Annotated in this window: 19 protein-coding genes; 5 read left to right on the top strand and 14 right to left on the bottom strand. The window is 69.0% G+C overall.

What is annotated here, in order from left to right; all coding sequences use genetic code 11:
* Window positions 1-78: 78 nt before the first annotated feature.
* The gene (locus JOE67_RS12200; RefSeq protein WP_204975818.1) at window positions 79-354 is read right to left on the bottom strand and encodes a DUF2277 domain-containing protein; all 276 of its coding nucleotides are present in this window, start codon (window positions 352-354) and stop codon (window positions 79-81) included.
* Window positions 355-496: 142 nt separating this feature from the next.
* Window positions 497-1,999, bottom strand: a complete 1,503-nt coding sequence (guaB, locus tag JOE67_RS12195; RefSeq protein WP_204975817.1) for an IMP dehydrogenase — start codon at window positions 1,997-1,999, stop codon at window positions 497-499.
* Between the two features lie 289 nt (window positions 2,000-2,288).
* Between guaB and JOE67_RS12190 the strand changes: the two genes are divergently transcribed.
* From JOE67_RS12190 to JOE67_RS12175, 4 genes are read left to right on the top strand one after another with little or no spacing between them, the layout of a single operon-like run.
* Window positions 2,289-3,623 carry a branched-chain amino acid ABC transporter permease gene (locus tag JOE67_RS12190; RefSeq protein ID WP_204976982.1) on the top strand — a complete coding sequence of 445 codons (1,335 nt, stop codon included), beginning with the start codon at window positions 2,289-2,291 and terminating at the stop codon, window positions 3,621-3,623.
* A 2-nt stretch (window positions 3,624-3,625) separates the two neighbouring features.
* Entirely contained in the window at window positions 3,626-4,603 is a 978-nt protein-coding gene (locus tag JOE67_RS12185) for a branched-chain amino acid ABC transporter permease (RefSeq protein WP_204975816.1), read from the top strand.
* A gap of 40 nt (window positions 4,604-4,643) precedes the next feature.
* Complete coding sequence (locus tag JOE67_RS12180) at window positions 4,644-5,642, top strand: ABC transporter ATP-binding protein (RefSeq protein WP_338041643.1); 999 nt, start codon at window positions 4,644-4,646, stop codon at window positions 5,640-5,642.
* A complete protein-coding gene (locus tag JOE67_RS12175; protein ID WP_204975814.1) occupies window positions 5,642-6,418 on the top strand; it encodes an ABC transporter ATP-binding protein in 777 nt (258 codons plus the stop codon). The genes JOE67_RS12180 and JOE67_RS12175 overlap by 1 nt, the downstream gene beginning before the upstream one ends.
* A gap of 126 nt (window positions 6,419-6,544) precedes the next feature.
* Here JOE67_RS12175 and JOE67_RS12170 read toward each other — a convergent pair whose 3' ends face one another.
* From JOE67_RS12170 to groES, 3 genes are all read right to left on the bottom strand, one after another.
* Complete coding sequence (locus JOE67_RS12170; RefSeq protein WP_204975813.1) at window positions 6,545-7,813, bottom strand: ABC transporter substrate-binding protein; 1,269 nt, start codon at window positions 7,811-7,813, stop codon at window positions 6,545-6,547.
* A 129-nt stretch (window positions 7,814-7,942) separates the two neighbouring features.
* Window positions 7,943-8,866: an EamA family transporter RarD gene (gene rarD / locus JOE67_RS12165; protein WP_204975812.1), complete on the bottom strand. Its 924-nt coding sequence runs from the start codon at window positions 8,864-8,866 to the stop codon at window positions 7,943-7,945.
* A 108-nt stretch (window positions 8,867-8,974) separates the two neighbouring features.
* Window positions 8,975-9,271, bottom strand: coding sequence for a co-chaperone GroES (gene groES, locus JOE67_RS12160; protein WP_099196502.1), 297 nt, complete (start codon window positions 9,269-9,271; stop codon window positions 8,975-8,977).
* Between the two features lie 138 nt (window positions 9,272-9,409).
* Between groES and JOE67_RS12155 the strand changes: the two genes are divergently transcribed.
* Complete coding sequence (locus JOE67_RS12155) at window positions 9,410-10,591, top strand: THUMP-like domain-containing protein (RefSeq protein ID WP_204975811.1); 1,182 nt, start codon at window positions 9,410-9,412, stop codon at window positions 10,589-10,591.
* Here the strand turns inward: JOE67_RS12155 and JOE67_RS12150 are convergent, their stop codons facing one another.
* The 9 genes from JOE67_RS12150 to flgK are packed head-to-tail and all read right to left on the bottom strand — an operon-like array spanning window position 10,592 to window position 18,116.
* The gene (locus tag JOE67_RS12150; RefSeq protein ID WP_204975810.1) at window positions 10,592-11,761 is read right to left on the bottom strand and encodes a hypothetical protein; all 1,170 of its coding nucleotides are present in this window, start codon (window positions 11,759-11,761) and stop codon (window positions 10,592-10,594) included.
* Window positions 11,762-11,765: 4 nt separating this feature from the next.
* A complete protein-coding gene (locus JOE67_RS12145) occupies window positions 11,766-12,839 on the bottom strand; it encodes a hypothetical protein (RefSeq protein ID WP_204975809.1) in 1,074 nt (357 codons plus the stop codon).
* Window positions 12,840-12,842: 3 nt separating this feature from the next.
* The gene (locus tag JOE67_RS12140) at window positions 12,843-13,280 is read right to left on the bottom strand and encodes a hypothetical protein (protein ID WP_204975808.1); all 438 of its coding nucleotides are present in this window, start codon (window positions 13,278-13,280) and stop codon (window positions 12,843-12,845) included.
* Window positions 13,277-14,344, bottom strand: a complete 1,068-nt coding sequence (gene tsaD, locus JOE67_RS12135; protein ID WP_204975807.1) for a tRNA (adenosine(37)-N6)-threonylcarbamoyltransferase complex transferase subunit TsaD — start codon at window positions 14,342-14,344, stop codon at window positions 13,277-13,279. Before tsaD ends, JOE67_RS12140 begins: the two co-directional genes overlap by 4 nt.
* A complete protein-coding gene (rimI, locus tag JOE67_RS12130; protein WP_204975806.1) occupies window positions 14,341-14,832 on the bottom strand; it encodes a ribosomal protein S18-alanine N-acetyltransferase in 492 nt (163 codons plus the stop codon). The genes tsaD and rimI overlap by 4 nt, the downstream gene beginning before the upstream one ends.
* Window positions 14,829-15,416, bottom strand: a complete 588-nt coding sequence (tsaB, locus tag JOE67_RS12125; RefSeq protein ID WP_204975805.1) for a tRNA (adenosine(37)-N6)-threonylcarbamoyltransferase complex dimerization subunit type 1 TsaB — start codon at window positions 15,414-15,416, stop codon at window positions 14,829-14,831. The genes rimI and tsaB overlap by 4 nt, the downstream gene beginning before the upstream one ends.
* Window positions 15,417-15,443: 27 nt before the next feature.
* Window positions 15,444-15,815 carry a flagellar assembly protein FliW gene (locus tag JOE67_RS12120; protein ID WP_204975804.1) on the bottom strand — a complete coding sequence of 124 codons (372 nt, stop codon included), beginning with the start codon at window positions 15,813-15,815 and terminating at the stop codon, window positions 15,444-15,446.
* Window positions 15,812-16,693 carry a flagellar hook-associated protein FlgL gene (gene flgL / locus JOE67_RS12115; protein ID WP_204975803.1) on the bottom strand — a complete coding sequence of 294 codons (882 nt, stop codon included), beginning with the start codon at window positions 16,691-16,693 and terminating at the stop codon, window positions 15,812-15,814. The genes JOE67_RS12120 and flgL overlap by 4 nt, the downstream gene beginning before the upstream one ends.
* A 13-nt stretch (window positions 16,694-16,706) precedes the next feature.
* A complete protein-coding gene (gene flgK / locus JOE67_RS12110) occupies window positions 16,707-18,116 on the bottom strand; it encodes a flagellar hook-associated protein FlgK (protein WP_204975802.1) in 1,410 nt (469 codons plus the stop codon).
* Window positions 18,117-18,118 lie beyond the last annotated feature (2 nt).

The following is an 18,118-nucleotide window of genomic DNA, read 5'->3' as shown; positions in this document are numbered from 1 at the left end:
GCGACCGTAACCGGGCATCCGGATGCCCGGCCACCCGCCTCGTCATCGCCCGCAACACGCGGTCACGGGGTGTAACGCTCAGGCGGCGTAGCGGCCCGACGCGACGGCCTTCGCCCGTGCCTTCGCCGCCTCCTCCTCGCGATTCTTCGGAGGGCGGGTCGCCACCAGGTCGCCGAGCAGATGCTGGGTGACGTGCGCGATCTCGGCGACGGCGCGGTCGAACGCCTCCTGATTGGCCTTCGACGGCTTCGTCGTGCCTGCGATCTTGCGCACGTACTGCAGGGCGGCGGCATGCACCTCGTCTGAGGTCGCGGCGGGCTCGAAGTTGTGGAGGGTGTGGATGCTGCGGCACATGCCGTTCACGGTACGCCCGCTCCCGATGCCGCGAAAGGGGCGGATGCCGCAGCATCCGCCCCTTTCGCAGACGAGGTGTGGGCTCGCTCGCCCTGAGTCGGCACGGGCCAACGCCGCTTCGCGGCGGTGACCCGCGTTCGGCTCACTTCTTGTAGTTGGGTGCCTCGACGACGATCTGCACGTCGTGCGGGTGCGACTCCTTGAGGCCGGCGGCGGTGATGCGCACGAAACGGCCGCGGTTCTTGAGCTCTTCGATGGTGCGGGCGCCGACGTAGAACATCGACTGCCGCAGCCCGCCGATCAGCTGGTAGGCGACGGCCGAGACCGGCCCGCGGTACGGCACCTGACCCTCGATGCCTTCAGGGATCAGCTTGTCGTCGCTGGGCACGTCGGCCTGGAAGTAGCGGTCCTTCGAGTACGAGGTCTGCTTGCCGCGGGTCTGCATCGCGCCGAGCGAGCCCATTCCGCGGTACTGCTTGAACTGCTTGCCGGACTGGAAGACGATCTCGCCCGGCGACTCGTCGGTGCCGGCGAGCAGCGAGCCGAGCATGACGGCGTCGGCCCCGGCGACCAGAGCCTTCGCGATATCGCCGGAGTACTGCAGACCGCCGTCGGCGATCACCGGCACACCGGCGGGTCCGGCGGCGAGCGATGCCTCGTAGACCGCGGTGACCTGCGGCACTCCGACACCCGCGACGACGCGCGTGGTGCAGATCGAGCCGGGACCGACACCGACCTTGACGGCGTCGACGCCGGCATCCACCAGCGCCTGGGCTCCCTCGCGAGTCGCGACGTTGCCGCCGATGATGTCGATGTGCGCGAACGACTCGTCGGCCTTGAGTCGCTTGACCAGGTCGATGACGCCCTGCGACTGGCCGTTGGCCGTGTCGACGACGAGGATGTCGACGCCCGCGTCGCGCAGCGCCTCTGCGCGCTCCCATGCGTCGCCGAAGAAGCCGATCGCCGCGCCGACGCGCAGACGACCCTGGTCGTCCTTGGTGGCGAGCGGGTACTTCTCGCTCTTGTCGAAGTCCTTGATCGTGATGAGGCCGGCGAGCTTGCCGTCTTCGTCGATGAGCGGCAGCTTCTCGACGCGGTGCTTCGCGAACAACGAGATGACCTCTCCTGCGGCGACGCCGACCTTGGCGGTCACGAGGTTCTCGCGGGTCATGACGTCCTTCACCAGGGTGGTCTGACGCTCGAAGCCCGAGACGAAGCGCATGTCGCGGTTGGTGACGATGCCGACGAGCGTGCCCTCGTCGTCGACCACGGGCAGACCCGAGATGCGGTACTTGGCGCAGAGGTTGTCGACCTCTTCGACCGTCGCGTCGGCGGTCGTGGTGATCGGGTCGGTGATCATGCCCGACTCGCTGCGCTTGACGCGGTCGACCTGCGCGGCCTGGTCGGCGATCGACAGGTTTCGGTGCAGGATGCCGATGCCGCCCTCGCGAGCCATGGCGATGGCCATGCGGGCCTCGGTGACGGTGTCCATGGCGCTGGAGAGCAGCGGGGTCGCGACCGAGATGCGGCGCGTGATCCGCGAGGAGGTGTCGGCCTCGCTCGGGATGACGTCGGTGTGCCCGGGAAGCAGGAGCACGTCATCGTAGGTGAGTCCGACGAAACCGAACGGGTCGTGCTGCTGCATGGAAGCTTGCTCCTCTGCGCCGGAGGCGCGATCGAATGGCGAGTGCGCGGGGACGTCTGCGGCCTGACGGAGCGTGCCCCGCGGGTGTATAGATTCTAAGCGCCCCGCGCGGCCTGTTATTCCGAGAACGCCGAGAACCGCCCGGTGTGACACTCCCGATATTCCGATCCGGCCACGATGGGTGCGCTCCCACGCCGCGACGGGATACGCTCAGTCCGACGTCCAAGCCGAGCGACGACCCGAAGTCGCTGGATGCACTCGATGTGGAGGATGCGTGGGACTCAGAACTATGGCGCTTCAGCGCCCCCGAAACGGCGTGGTCGCGGTGCTCGCGACCCTGCTCGCCGCTTTCCTCGTCTTCGGTGTGCCAGCCGGTGCGGCGCACGCTGAGACGACGCCGGACGGGCAGGAGGTCACCGACTTCTACTTCGCCGGCAACATCACCTACGACGACGAGCCCATCGAGGGCGTCGAGCTGTCGGTGAAGGGCGGTGGGTTCGAGGGCGAGACCAAGACCGATGCCGAGGGCAAGTGGCGTCTGTACGTGCCCGAGAAGGACAAGTACACGATCGCGGTCGACGAGGACACGCTGCCCGAGGGCGTCATCGTCGACGTCGAGAACCTGCCAGACGGCGTCGAGCCGGTCTCGGGCACGAGCGGTGAGTTCGAGGCCGAGTTCGGCCTGACCGGCACGAAGATCGTCAACCTCTTCCTGGGAGAGGGAGAGCGCATCACGATCTCGCTGCTCGACCAGCTCGCCTCGCGCCTCGTCGGCGGCCTGAACTTCGGTCTGCTGCTGGCCCTGGCGTCGATGGGCGCCGCGCTCATCTACGGCACCACGCGGCTGTCGAACTTCGCGCATGCCGAGATGGTGACGTGGGGCGGCCTCGTCGCCCTGGTCACGACGACCGTCTGGCAGGCGCCCCTCTGGGTGGGCATCACTGCCGCTGTGATCGCCGGCGGCCTCTTCGGCTGGGCGATGGATGCCGCACTCTGGCGCCCCCTGCGCCGCCGCGGCCTCGGAGTGGTGCAGCTGATGATCGTCAGCATCGGGCTCTCGCTCGCGCTGCGGTACCTCTTCCAGTACCTGATCGGCGGCGGCACACGCCAGCTGCCCGGTTCGAGCCCCGCACCCATCCAGTTCGGTCCCGTCTCGCTGTCGTACATCGATCTGGTCGCCATGGGCGTCAGCATCGTCGTCATCCTGGCCGTGGCGTGGTTCCTGACCCGCACCCGCATCGGAAAGGCCACAAGGGCGATCTCCGACAACCCGCAGCTCGCCGCCGCCTCGGGCATCGACGTCGACCGGGTCATCCGCTACGTGTGGATCCTGTCGGGTGTGCTGGCGGCCATCTCGGGCATCCTGTGGGCGTACTTCCGCCCCGGAGTGAAGTGGGACATGGGCATGCAGATGCTGCTGCTGATCTTCGCCGCGATCACCCTGGGCGGCCTGGGCACCGCGTTCGGCGCCCTTGTCGGCTCGCTCATCGTCGGCATCGCGGTCGAGATCTCGACTCTGTGGATCCCGTCCGATCTCAAGTACGCGAGCGCCCTGGTCGTGCTCATCGTGATCCTGCTGGTGAGGCCGCAGGGCCTGCTCGGACGCAAGGAAAGGCTCGGCTGACCATGGACTTCGGAAGCATCTTCTCGAACACGGCCGTCTACCTGTTCAGCCCGGTCACCATCGCGTACGCCCTGGCCGCCACGGGACTAGCCGTGCACTTCGGCTACGCCGGCCTGCTGAACTTCGGCATGGCGGCGTTCATGGCCATCGGCGGCTACGGCTACGCCATCTCGGTGCTCAGCTTCGGGCTGCCGTGGTGGGTGGGCATGCTCATCGGACTGCTGGGCGGAGCGCTGTTCGCCGTGCTGCTCGGCATCCCGACCCTGCGCCTGCGCGCCGACTACCTCGCCATCGCGACGATCGCGGCGGGCGAGATCGTCCGTCTGCTGTTCACGACGCAGCTGTTCGACGAGTGGACCAACTCGGCCGACGGCCTCGCGCAGTACAACGGCGGATTCCGTGACGCCAACCCGTTCCCCGACGGCACCTACGGCTTCGGCCCGTGGACCTACACGGCGAACGACCTGTGGAACCGCGTGTTCGGCGTGATCCTCCTGGCTGTCGCGGTGCTGCTGGTCTGGGCGCTCATGCGCAGCCCGTGGGGGCGCGTGCTCAAGGGCATCCGCGAAGACGAGGACGCGGTGCGCTCGCTCGGCAAGAACGTCTTCGCCTACAAGATGCAGGCTCTCGTGGTCGGCGGGGTGATCGGCGCGGCCGGCGGCATCGTCTTCGTGCTCCCCTCGGCGGTCGTTCCTGGCAGCTACACGACCTCGCTCACCTTCTTCCTGTGGACGATCCTGCTGCTCGGCGGCGCTGCGACCGTCTTCGGGCCCACGCTCGGCGCGATCCTGTTCTGGGTCGTGTTCGCGTTCCTCGCCAACCTGCTGCCGAGCATGGCTCGCAACGGCATCCTGCCCATGTCTGACAGCCAGGCCTCGACCCTGGTGTTCATCTTCGTGGGTGTGGCGCTGATGCTGCTCGTGATCTTCCGCCCGCAGGGCATCCTCGGAGACAAGAGGGAGATGACCTTTGTCAAGTGAGAACACCCCCGAGCAGGTTCCCGCCGCGGAACCCGCACCGGTGACCGGCAGCGTCAGGCGCCCGAAGACGACGGGTCTCGCGAAGGGACCAGCCGCCCCCGGCGTCGCGAAGGTCGACCCGATCCTCGTGGTCGATGCGGTCGAGCGCCACTTCGGCGGCCTGACCGCGGTCAACGTCGAGCACGTCGAGGTGCCCCGAGGCGCGATCACCGCACTGATCGGTCCGAACGGCGCCGGCAAGACCACCCTGTTCAACCTGCTGTGCGGCTTCGACAAGCCGAACAGCGGCACGTGGAGCTTCGACGGGAAGAACCTGTCGGGCATCCCGTCATTCAAGGTCGCCCGCATGGGCCAGGTGCGCACCTTCCAGCTCACCAAGTCGCTGTCGCTGCTGACGGTGCTCGAGAACATGAAGCTCGGGGCCACGAAGCAGAAGGGCGAGGGCTTCTGGGCGAGTCTCTTCCCCGCCCTCTGGAGGCGGCAGGAGGCGGAGATCGAGGAGCGCGCCCGCGAGCTGCTGCGCCGGTTCAAGCTCGACGCGAAGGAGAAGGACTTCGCGGCGTCGCTGTCCGGCGGTCAGCGCAAGCTGCTCGAGATGGCACGAGCGCTGATGAGCGACCCGCAGCTGGTCATGCTCGACGAGCCGATGGCGGGCGTCAACCCCGCCCTCACGCAGTCGCTGCTCGACCACATCCTCGACCTGAAGGAGCAGGGCATGACCGTGCTCTTCGTCGAGCACGACATGCACATGGTGCGCCACATCGCCGACTGGGTGATCGTCATGGCCGAGGGTCGAGTGGTCGCCGAGGGCCCGCCCGACACCGTCATGGAAGACCCTGCCGTCGTCGACGCCTACCTGGGCGCACACCAGGACGTCGATCTCGGGGTCGTGACCGGCCGCATCCCCGTGATGGCAGGCGACGCGGCCGCGGCGGTCACCGCCACCCGCATCCGCGAGAAGATCGAGGCCGAAGCCGAAGCAGAGCTCGAGGCCGAAGCAGACGAACCCGGAGCCGAAGCCGAAGAGGAGAAGAAGTGATGGATGCCGAGAACTCCTCCCCCGCACGCGACGCCGTGGACGACGCGCGCGATGTCGTCGTCGAGCTGACCAACGTGCACGCCGGCTACCTGCCTGGCGTGAACATCCTCAACGGCGCGAACCTCGTCGCCCGCAAGGGCGAGCTGATCGGCATCATCGGGCCGAACGGCGCGGGCAAGTCGACGCTGCTGAAGTCGATCTTCGGCATGGTGAACGTGCGCGAGGGCGACATCACCGTCAACGGCGAGAGCATCGTCGGGCTCAAGGCCGACAAGCTCGTCAAGCGCGGCGTGGCCTTCGTACCGCAGACGAACAACGTCTTCCCCTCGCTGACCATCGCCGAGAACCTGCAGATGGGGCTCTATCAGAACCCCAGGATCTACGCCGAGAGGCTCGAGTTCGTCAGCAGCATCTTCGCCGAACTCGGCAAGCGCCTGAACCAGCGCGCGGGCTCGCTCTCGGGTGGTGAGCGCCAGATGGTCGCGATGTCGCGTGCCCTGATGATGGACCCGTCGGTGCTGCTGCTCGACGAGCCGTCTGCCGGGCTCTCCCCGGTGCGGCAGGACGACGCGTTCATCCGCGTCTCCGACATCAACCAGGCCGGCGTGACGACGATCATGGTCGAGCAGAACGCCCGGCGCTGCCTGCAGATCTGCGACCGCGGCTACGTGCTCGACCAGGGCCGGGACGCCTATGAAGGCACCGGCCGCGACCTGCTGAACGACCCGAAGGTCATCGGCCTGTACCTGGGCACCCTCGGCCAGGACGCCGCCTGACGCACCGATCGAGCGACGGGGTGGATGCCGGCAGGCATCCACCCCGTTCTCCGTTCGGGCCATGCACGGCCACGGGCAGCGAGAAGGCCCCGGATGCCAGCATCCGGGGCCTTCTGTGAGCGAGCGTCAGTTGGTGCGCTCGATGGTGTTGTCTGCCTTGTACTTGTAGATGCCGATCGTGGCGCCCTGCGGGTCGCCGTTCTCGTCGAAGGTCACCTCGCCGGAGTAGCCGTCGTAGTCGGCGGTGCCTCCGTCGTTGATGATCTTGGCGCACTCCTTGAACGAGGTGCACTTCTCACCGTCGCCCGAGCCGCCCGAGACCTCCTGCATCTTCGAGGCGATGTCAGCGCCCTCGGTCGAGCCGGCGGCCAGCGACGCGAGTGCGACGAGGATCGCGGCGTCGTAGGCCTCGCCGGCGTAGGTGAAGTCCTTCACCTCGGCGTTGCCCTCGCCCGTCCAGTACGCCTGCAGGCGCTCGACGAAGTCGTCTTCGAGAACCGGGCCGGCCTTGGTGCCCTGCGCGCCCTCGAGCGGAACCTGCATCTCGTCACCGTAGTCCGACAGGTTTCCGTCGACCATGTAGAACTTGTCGGCCGAGATGCCGGCGTTGACCAGCAGCGGACCGATGGTCTTGAACTGGTCGAACGAGACGATCGCGACGGCGTCGGGGTTCTCGGCCTTGATGGTCTCGACCTGGGCGTCGAACTGCGCGTCGCCGACGTTGAACGAGGCCTCGGCGACGACCTCGCCACCTGCCGCCTCGAACGTCTCCTTGATGGCGGCGTCGAGACCCGTGCCGTACGCGTCGTTCTGGTAGATGATTCCGAGCGTCTTGCGGTTGTCCTCGGCGATCAGGTTGCCGAGGACCTCGCCCTGCAGCAGGTCGCTGGGAGCGGTCCGGAAGTACAGGCCCTTGTCGTCCCAGTCGGTGAAGTCGGGGCCGGTGTTCGATGCCGAGATCTGCAGCACGCCCGCGTTGACGTTTCCGTCGAGGATCAGTCGGGAGACGCCGGATGCCGCGGCACCGATCATCGCGGTGACACCAGCACCCTGCAGCTTGGTGATCGAGGTCTCGTACGCCTTGGTGTCGGTGTCGCCCTCATCTTCTGCGGTGAGCTCGATCTGGATGCCGGCGTCCGCCTCGTTGATCTCCTTGACGGCGAGGCCGACACCCGACTCCATGGGCGGGCCGAGGAAGGCGAGTGCACCGGTCTGCGGCAGCAGCGAGCCCAGCTTGAGCGTGAGGTCGGCGGCCGGCTTCTTGCCGCCGTCGCCGTCACCGGAGGGCTTCTCGGCGGGCGTGCTGCTGCAGCCCGCGATGATGAGTGCGGAGGCGCTGACCATCGCAGCCGCCGCGAAGATCCTCGCGGGACGCGAGCCCTTCATTGCGTTCATGTTGCTCCCTTGCGTAACTGAACGTGGATTTCCACTTCGGGTGCTCTCACCCTATTGGGTGATATGCCGCCCGTGGTATCGCTTCCATCTCGGTCGCCTAACGATCCGGTCAGGGCACAGAAGCGCCGGTCAGACCAGGTCGACGGGCGCGGTGATCGGCGATCCGGCGTGCGCTCGCCGGCTGTGCAGCAGGAGATCGGCGACGAACACGACGATCGCGATCCAGACGAGGATGAAGCCGATCCAGCGCTCGAAGGGCATGGGCTCTCCGAGCAGCGCCCAGCCCACGATGAACTGCATGACCGGGGTGATGAACTGCAGCAGCCCGACGAGACTGAGGTCGATGCGCCTGGTGCCGGCGGCGAACAGCAGCAGCGGCACGGCGGTCGCGATGCCGGCCCCGGCGACGAGTACGGTGTGCAGCGGCGAGACCTGACCGAAGGTGATGCCGTCGGTCTGCCCGACGACGATGAGCGTCACGATGGCGATCGGGATGAGCCAGAACGATTCGAGGGTGAGGCCGCTCGTGGCGTCGACCGCCGCCCCGATCTGCTTCTTGACCAGTCCGTAGATGCCGAACGATGCCGTGAGCGTCAGGGCGATCCAGGGGAACTTCCCGTAGGCGACGATGATCACGATCACGGCCAGCATGGCGATGCCGATCGCCACCCACTGCATGCGCCGCACGCGCTCGCGGAGTACGAAGACGCCGAGCAGGACGGTGAAGATCGGGTTGATGAAATAGCCGAGGCTCGTCTCGATCACGTGGCCGGTCAGGGTGCCGATGAGGAAGGTCTGCCAGTTGACGTAGATGAGCACGCCGGCGAGCGCGGTCCAGCCGAGCAGCCGAGGCTGACGCATGATCGCGATGAGGGCCGGCCAGCCGCGCATGACGGTCAGCAGCAGCAGGCAGAACACGAACGAGAGCAGCACGCGCCAGGCCACGACCTCCCACGCCCCGGTGGGAACGAGCGCGAGGAAGTACAGCGGCAGCACGCCCCAGATCAGGTAGGCGCCGATCGTGTAGGCGATCCCGCCGTTTCTCGTGCTCACCGATTCAGCCTAGTGGCGGCGCCGGCGGTCGAGACGCGTCGCGGGGGTACGGCAGAGGGCCCGGATGCCGTGGCATCCGGGCCCTCTGGGAGCTGTTGTCGACCTGCGTCAGCGGACGACGACGGCGAGCACGTCGCGAGCCGAGAGCACCAGGTACTCGTCAGCGCCGAACTTCACCTCGGTGCCGCCGTACTTGCTGTAGAGCACGCGGTCGCCCACGGCGACGTCGAGCGGAACGCGGTTGCCGTTGTCGTCGATGCGGCCGGGGCCCACTGCCACGACCTGGCCCTCCTGGGGCTTCTCCTTCGCGGTGTCGGGGATGACCAGACCGCTTGCGGTGGTCTGCTCTGCCTCGACCTGCTGGATGACGATGCGGTCCTCGAGCGGCTTGATGGAAACCGACACGGTGTACCTCTTCTTTCGTGCTTGAGATCAGAAGACTGTTAGCACTCTCGTGGTGAGGGTGCTAACTCCAGTGTATGCCGAGCGTTGGCACTCATGCAATGCGAGTGCCAGCCCGATCGCGGACCGTAGGCTCTTCCTGTGGAGATGTCTGAGCTGACCGCACTGCTCACGCGCGATGGTCTCGCGCTGCTCGACGAGGTGGGCGCCGTCGAGTCGTCTGCGGACGTCGCCCGCTCGGTGTCGCGGCTGCGTGCAGCCGGCCACTCCCCCGACCTCGTCTCGGCCGTTGTAGGACAGGCGCGTCTGCGCGTGAAGGCGCGGGCGAAGTTCGGCGAGTTCGCCGACCGGATGCTGTTCACCCGTGCCGGTCTCGAGCAGGCCACGCGCCTGAACGTGGCCACCCTGCACGCCGTGCGGCTGCGCCGCGCCGGCATCACGCGCGTCTCGGATCTCGGCTGCGGGATCGGCGGCGACAGTCTCGCCTTCGCCGGCGCCGGGCTGATGGTCGAGGCAGTGGATGCCGATCAGGTGACTTCGGCGATCGCCGCATACAACCTGGCCCCCTTCCCCGACGCGACCGTGCATCACGGAACCGCCGAGGCCTCTGTTCCGACCGACGGCGCCGTCTGGCTCGACCCCGCCCGCCGCACCGCGGGGCACAGCGAGACCACCCGCACCTCGCCCGCCGACTGGTCGCCGTCGCTCGACTGGTGCTTCGACGTCGCGCGCCGGCATCCGACCGGCATCAAGCTCGGACCGGGGCTCGACCGCGACCTCATCCCCGACGACGTCGAGGCGCAGTGGGTGAGCGCCGACGGAAGCGTGGTCGAGCTCGTGCTGTGGAGCGGCGAGCTGGCCCGCCCCGGCATCCGGCGCTCGGCTCTCGTGACGCAGGGTGGCGAGACGCACGAGATCACGGCCGCGGCGGACGCCGCCGACGAGCCGGTGCGCGAGCTCGGCGCCTTCCTGCACGAGCCAGACGGCGCCGTCATCCGCGCGCGTCTCATCGGCGAAGTCGCCCGCTCGCTCGACGCCGGGATGGTCGACGAGCAGATCGCGTATCTCACGGGCGATGCGGCGCTGACATCGCCGTTCGTGCAGTCGTTCCGCGTGCGCGAGACCATGCCCGCGCACGTCAAGACGATCAATCAGGCGCTGCGCAGGGCCGACATCGGCCGTCTCGAGATCAAGAAGCGCGGCATGGACATCGATCCGGCGGCGTTCCGCAAGAAGCTCTCCCTCAAGGGCTCGACGGCCGCGACGCTGATCCTCACCCGCACTCCGGCCGGCCGGGTGGCGATCCTCGCCGATCGCGTCTGATCAGCCGCCGGTCTCGCCGGTCTTGTCGTCGACCCCGCAGTATCCCGAGTCGACGTCGCAGACGATCGACTCCGGCGTGCGGATGATCGTCAGTCGCGGATCGACGTTCTGCGTGAGGTTGAGCTGGTAGATGCCGCGATCGGTGCCGACCTCCAGGCGTCCGCCGTTCGAGGAGTCGAACTCCGCGCAGCCCTCGGCGATCAGAGCGGTGGGCTCGGCGACCAGCAGGCAGAACTGCGCGCCGTCGAAGGTCATCCACACGGGTATGGTCTCGTCCCACCCGATGAGCTGGAGGGCGTTCCCGTCGTAACCGGACCTGTCGAGGAACTCTGCGATCTCGAGCTCGCGTCCTGAGTACTGCTCCCGCCAGTCGTAGGTGCCGTCATCGGCGAGCACCTCGCGCTGGATGATCGTCACGCGCTCTCCGTCGATGTCCTCCAGCAGCACCGCCCATACGATCGCCCGCTCACCGTCGATCGTCAGCTCGACGTTCGCCTGCAGGCCGTACGTGTCGGGCTCACCCGTCTTCTGGCAGACGGTCTGCCGGCCCTCGGCATCCGCCGCGCCATCCGATGTGCTGGCGGCGTCGGCCCCCTGTGCCGCGATGAGCACGAGGCATTCGCTGTCGTCGGCCGTCTTGGTCGCGTACCAGGCCTCGACGCCATGCTTCGCGCCGGTCAGCACGACAGAGCCCGGATCGAACTCGTCCGACGCGTCGAGCTGCACCAGTGTCCTGCGCTGAGCGTCGGTCATCGAGGGGCGGCCGTCGTCTCGGCCGAAGGCGAGCCAGCCGACGCCCACTCCCAGCAGCACGGCCACGAGCGCCGAGAGGACGAGGATCGGGATGCCCGGCATGCGACGCGCACGGTCGGGCCGGTCGGGCAGCGAGCGCCCCGTCACCTCCTCTGGTTCCGCCTCGGACTCCTGATCCGAACGTGTGTCCGCGCGCACGGGGTCCGGTGCGGCCGGGGCGCCTGGCGCCGCCGGGGCGGCCGGGGCCGCTGGGGAATCGGACTCCCCGCTCGCTGCGACTGGGCGCGGCGCTGGTGCCACGACCCGAGCGCTCAGCTCACGCAGCTCGGCGGCCTCGGCATCCGTCAGTGCGCCATTCGGCGCGAAGGCGCGCCGCTGCAGCTCTCGACGTCTGGCCTCGTTGCCCGCGTCCGCCATGTCGTCATCCGCCGTTCCGCACGACGGTGAGCACCGGACCCCGCGACGGCGTCTCGCGCACCTCGTACACCGTGCTGCCCCGTGAGAGGAGGAAGACGCCCTCATCGGTGGGCTCGCACGACTCGATGACGGCATCGCCCTCGGGATCGACGACGTAGACGCACGTCTTCATCGCCTGTGAGATGAAGACGGGCACCTCTCCGTCGTAGCCGACGATCTGGATGTACCGCGGGTCGACGCCCTGCGCCGCGATCTTCTCGATCTGCGCCTGCTCCTCGTCGGTGAACTGCGATGTCCAGTCCATGCCGGCAGACATGTCATGCCGCTGGACGAGCAGCGTCTCGCGGCCGGCGATGTCATCGATGAGCGTCGCCCAGTAGGACCAGTGGTGCTCGCCCTCGGCGCGATCGATCGAGACGCCGATGGGCTGGGCGAACGGCGTCTCGTCGTCAGGCTCCGGCGGCGTCATGCACTCGAACCGATTCTGATCGGCGACACTGATGGCCAGGCAGGTCTTCGCGCCGTCTTCGCTGGTCGCGCGCCACACCGAGGCGTCATATTTCTCGCCGAGATAGACGATCGAGCCCGGGTCGAACCGCCCGGTCTTCTCGATCTCCGCCAGCGCGCTCGCCTGCGCAGCGTTCATCGCCGGGGCGTCGGAGCGGCCCAGCAGCACCCATCCTCCGCCGAAGCCGATGAGCAGCGCGACCAGCGTCGACAGGGCGAGGATCGGGATGCCCGGCCGCCGCCGTCCCGAGGTCGCATCGGTGCCGGTGGGCTCACTCACCTGCTCATGCGAGATCTCGTCATGCGCCGGGACCTCGCCGGCTCCTGAGCCGTCGATGCGGGGTGAAGGGCGTTCGGACCGGGCGGCCGCGTCGGGACCTGCAGGCCCGTCCCGTCGCTCCGCGCCTCGCTCGGGAGCGGGTGCCGGAGCCGGTTCTGCAGGCGCAGCGGTCGCAGCCAGGGCATCGAGTTCTCGCAGTTCGGCGTGCTCCGCTTCGGTGATTCCCCCACCGGGGGCATACGCCCGGCGCTGCAGCTCACGTCGTCGTGAGCTCTTCGCCTCGTCCAGCATGCGTCACCCCAGACTCTCGAGCTGCATCGCGGCCCACAGCAGCCACCCTGCGCTGAACAGCGTGGCACACAATCCGAGCACCAGCGCCCACATCGCGACGCCGCGATTCTCGATCGGTCTTCGCAGCGACATGATCGCCGCGATCACGGCGATGATCGCTACCGGGATCCCCCAGCCGACGAACATCGATGTCGCGAGTGCGACGATCGCGGCGACCAGCGCCCACGGCGCGAGCCGTGCATCATCGACGGGCTGATCGCTCGTGGTGGGCGCCCATTCCATGACCGGCTGCTCATCCGCATCCGGATGCGCGGCGACCTGCCCGACCGGCACGGGCCCGGTGGGCAGCTTGCCGTAGCCCTTCGCCGCACCAGGCAGCTCAGCGCCGCCACCGGGCTTCTCGACCTCGGGGGTGGGCTGCTCGATGCGCGGGTCGCTCATGCCGGGCTCACCTGGATCTCGGTCACAGGGAGCGTCGAATCGGCGCCGAACGCGAGGGTCGAGGCGCCGCGTCCGCTCACGATCAGCTCGGCTGCGAGACCGGCGATCATGGCGCCGTTGTCGGTGCACAGCGACAGCGGCGGGATGCGCACGGCGACGCCGGCCGCCGCCGCCCGCTCGAGGGCCACCTCGCGCAGGCGCCTGTTGGCGATCACGCCGCCACCGAGCAGCAGACGCGGCACACCGCGGTCTTCGCAGGCGGCGAGGGCCTTGGTGACGAGCACGTCGATCACGGCCTCACGGAAGCTCGCGGCGACGTCGGCCACCGGAACCTCTTCACCGGCCGCCTCGGCGCGCTCGACCCAGCGCGCGACCGCGGTCTTCAGGCCCGAGAACGAGAAGTCGTAGCGATGCTTCGCCATGTCGGACGCCTTCGAGAGCCCCCTCGGGAAGCGGATCGCCTTCGGGTCGCCGTCGGCTGCTGCCCTATCGATCTGCGGTCCGCCGGGGTAGGGCAGGCCCAGCAGCCTGGCGACCTTGTCGAAGGCCTCGCCTGCCGCATCGTCGACCGTCTCGCCGAGCAGCTCGACGTCGGTCGTCAGGTCGCGCACGTGCAGGAGCGAGGTGTGCCCGCCCGAGACGAGCAGCGCGATGGTCGGGTACTCGAGCGGAGCCGTGGCGCGATCCTCGGAGGTGAGGATGTCGGCGGCGATGTGACCGACGAGGTGGTTCACCGCGTACAGCGGCTTGCCGAGGCTCACCGCGAGACCCTTCGCCGCGCCGACGCCCACCATCAGCGCTCCCGCGAGTCCGGGGCCGCTGGTCACGGCGATCGCATCCAGCTCGTCGAGCGTCACCCGCGCCTCGGCGAGGGCCCGCTCGATCGACGGCTGCAGGGCCTCGAGGTGGGCCCGTGCAGCGACCTCCGGCACGACCCCGCCGTAGCGTGCATGCTCGTCCATGCTCGACGCGATCGTGTTCGACAGCAGCGTCCGTCCGCGTACGATCCCGATGCCGGTCTCGTCGCAGCTCGTCTCGATTCCGAGCACCAGGGGACCGGTCATGCGCTCGTCTCCTCTGCTGCATCGGTCGAACTGCGCGCCCACGACCACAGGTCGAGGCGCATGATCACCGCATCCACGTTGTCAGGCTGGTAGTAGCCCTGCCTGCGGCCTATCTCGGCGAAGCCCTCCGAGGCGTAGAGCGTATGAGCCGGGATGTTGTCGTCCCGCACCTCGAGGAAGAGCTCGCGCGCGCCGCGCTCGAGCGCGGTGACGATCAGCGCGCGCAGCAGCGCGCGTCCTCGCCCCTGCCCTCGAAGGGAGGTGTCGAGCGCGATCGTCTGGATGTCGGAATCAGCCGAGCCCTGCAGAGCCCGCACTCCTCCGTAGCCGACGACGCGTTCGCCCTCCACGTCGACCAGGTAGACGTTGTGCAGGCTCGCGATCTCGGTGCCCATCGTCTGCTCGCTCCACGCATCGGTGGGAAAGCTGCGCTGCTCGAGGCCCATGATCGCGGGCAGGTCGTCGAGGGTCGCGGGGCGCAGGGTCATGAGCCCACCCGCTTCGGGGCGCCGGGCTGCACCACATCGGGCGAGCGCAGATAGAGCGGCTCGGCGTCGGCCAGAACGCGGCCGCTTGCGATGGCACGGGCGCCGACGCGGGCGAGCGCCGCGGCCGACAGCTCGGTCACCTCGTGCACCGGCTCATCTATCTCGGCGCCGCGCTTCTCGAGGCGCGTCGGCTGGGTCAGATCCGGGATGCCGTCGGCATCGGTCCCATCGAAGACGCTGACGGCGATCTCTCGCCGTCGCGCATCGGTCACCACCGCGAATGGACCGTCGGCCGCGTGCTCGAGGGCGATCGCGAAGTGGCTGGGCACCGGGACGAGGGGGATGCCCCGGCCGAGCGCGAACGCCCGCGCGGCGGCGATGCCGATGCGCAGGCCGGTGAACGGGCCAGGGCCCATTCCGGCGACGACGTGCGTGATCTCATGACCCGCCACCTGGGCCAGCAGGTCTCCGATCACCTCGGCGTGACCGAGCGGATCGGGGGTGCCGGCCTCGGCGACGGTGCGCCCGTCGGCGTCGATGACGGCGACGGCCGTTCCGAGAGAGGTGTCGACGGCGAGGATCACCCTTCCAGGTTAGTCCGCGCCGCCCGGTCAGCCGAGCGGTGCCCGCAGCGGGTAGTCCTGGCCCTCGAGGATGACCTGGGCCGTAGCGCCCGTGACCTTGTTGGCGATGATCGGGGCGAGCAGGTTCACGTGCACGCCCTCGCCGGTGTGGCTCGCCACGACCAGCACCAGCGCATCATCTGCTGCAGTCAGACCGAGGGCGTCGGCGTGCTCCTCCGCGAGTGTCGGAGCGTAGCCCGACACGACCGTCTGCGGGTCGACGAGGTAGAGCCGCAGACCGTCGTCGTCGACGGCGCCGAGCGAGAAGAGCCCGTCGGCCCCGTCGATGGGGTCGAGCCGGAACCGCGTGTGCGGAGCGAGTCCGAGCGGAGGGGCGAGGAAATCGAGAAGAGCGGTCATCGCAGGAACTCCAGGAGCGTGGGCTGCAGAACGCGGCCGGTGACGGCGAGCGCGGATCGGTACACGAGCTCCTGAGCCTGCAGCCTCACGAGCACCTCGACGGAGTCGACGTCCTCGACGGCGGCTCGTCGCGCCTCGAGTGACACGGAGTCCTGCACTGTCGCCTCCTTGGCTCGCTCCAGCTGCGACTGCCTTGCGCCCACCGAGCCCTGCACGCTGAGCATCGCGTCGCGGCGCTCATCGATCTCGGTCAGGCGGGGACCGACATTCTGCCCACCCCGCAGATCGGCCACGATATCGGTGATCAGGGCGAACACCGACCCTGCTCCCGTTCCGAAGACCGCGGCGCCGTCGGTGTCGACGCGGATGGATGCCTCGTCGGAGACACGACGGACGACCTCCGCTCCGGGATGTCCGCTGAACGCGCCGGTCGGGTCGAACGCCGCGGTGTCGGACGTGCCGGCGAAGACCGAGCGCCCCAGCACGGTGGTGTTCGCCTGCGCGAGCAGCTCATCGCGGATGCCTTCGAGCTCGACCGCGATGGCTTCTTTCGCCGTCGCATCCATCGCCCCGTCATTGGCTCCCTGCACCGTCAGGTTCCTTACACGGGCGAGCAGGGCGGTGCTCGCGGTGATCGCCGAGTCCGCGGTCGCGAGCCAGGCGATGCCATCGTCGATGTTGCGGGCGTGCTGCTCGGTGCGGCGCTGCTCGGAGTGCAGCCGCAGCGTGGTGGCTGCCGCATGGGGGTCGTCGGAGGGCGCGAGGAACGCACGCTGCGAGTTCGCCTGCTCCTGCAGCCGCGACAACTCCGACAGATTGGCCTGCAGCTGGCGCATGGCCGTGTGCGTCATGGAAGACGCTGTCACCCGGGAGATCATGGTCGTCCTCCTCCTAGCGGCCCACGAGGCCGGTGCGGTTGATGAGCACGTCGAGCGATTCGTCCACGGCCGTGAGAACCCTGGCCGCCGCCTGGTAGGCCGTCTGGAACGTGAGCAGGCTGATCGTCTCCTCGTCGCCGTCGACTCCCGCCACAGATCGCTGCGCGCCGACCGCGGCCGTCGACGCGACGTCCGAGAGGGTCGCGCGCTGGATGTCGCCGGCGGTGGCGACGGCGAAGCCGGCGACAACATCCGCCCAGATGGAGTCGGGTCCGCCCGCGCTGCGCCCGATCTGAGAGATCGCATCCGCATTGCTTGAATCCAGGGGCCCGCCTCCCGGCTTGGCGACGGCGAGATCGGATGCACTCCCGACGGCCACTGAGAGCCCGAGCGCGGCGGGGCCAGACCCCGACAGGGCGAAGAAGTCCCCTCCGGTCTGACCGGCGGCCGTCACTCCCGCGCGGTGCCGCTCGTTGACGCTGGAGGCGAGAGCTCGGGCCACGTCGTCGTACGACCCGGCCAGTCTCGCCAGCGTGCCGCCGTCGTCCGCCGGCGCGAGCACGCTCAGCAGCCCGCCCAGCTCACCTCCGTCGACCGACACCGCGAAGCCGTCGGCGCCGCTCCACGACACCGACAGCGCTCCGCCCTGCTCGATGGTGACCGGCCCCGCGAGGGTCAGCGACCTGGCGTCGCCGCCCGCGACGAGGGCGTTGCCGTCGATGCGCACGGTCATGGTGCCGTCGGCCTCGAGTGTGCCTCTGGCGCCCGCGAGTCGCGCGGTGGTCTGCACGAGAGCGTCGCGCCTGTCGATCAGCTCGTTCGCAGAGCTGCCGGCGCCGAGCGCGTCACGGATCTCGGTGTTCAGCTGGGCGATCTGCGACGCGGCGGTGTTGAGCTGAGCGACCGTGCGTTCGGCGGACTGCCTGGCATCCGCCCACTGCGTCGCCACGGCGCGGTACCCGCCGGCGATCCGGGTCGCGAGCTCCGATGCCGACTGCAGCACCGTCGCTGCGGCAGCGCCCTGATCAGGCGTGTTGCCCAGATCCTGCCACGCGTTCCAGAACTGCGAGAGACGCGCTGCCAGACCGTGCTCGGTCGGCTCGGCCAGAGCGGTCTCAGCAGTGGTGGCGGCGAGTGCGCGCGCAGACCAGAAGCCGGCGGCGCCGGCCGTATCGCGGACGCGCGCATCGAGAAGCACGTCCCCCAGGCGGGCGACGCCGTCGACCGAGACGCCGTGCCCGGGAAGTGCTCCGAGGCTGAAGCGTCCCGACTGGGCGACCGCCGCGATCGCCGACGTGCTGACACGCTGACGCGTGTAGCCATCGGTCGCCTGGTTGGCGATGTTCTGCCCCACCACATCCATCCCCCGCCGAGCCGCGGCGAGGGCGCTGGCGGCGGTGCCGAGTCCGCTGAATGTCGACATGT

Source organism: Microbacterium esteraromaticum, assembly GCF_016907315.1.
GTDB classification, from domain to species: Bacteria; Actinomycetota; Actinomycetes; order Actinomycetales; family Microbacteriaceae; genus Microbacterium; species Microbacterium esteraromaticum.
This window is presented reverse-complemented; position numbering and strand designations above follow the sequence as displayed.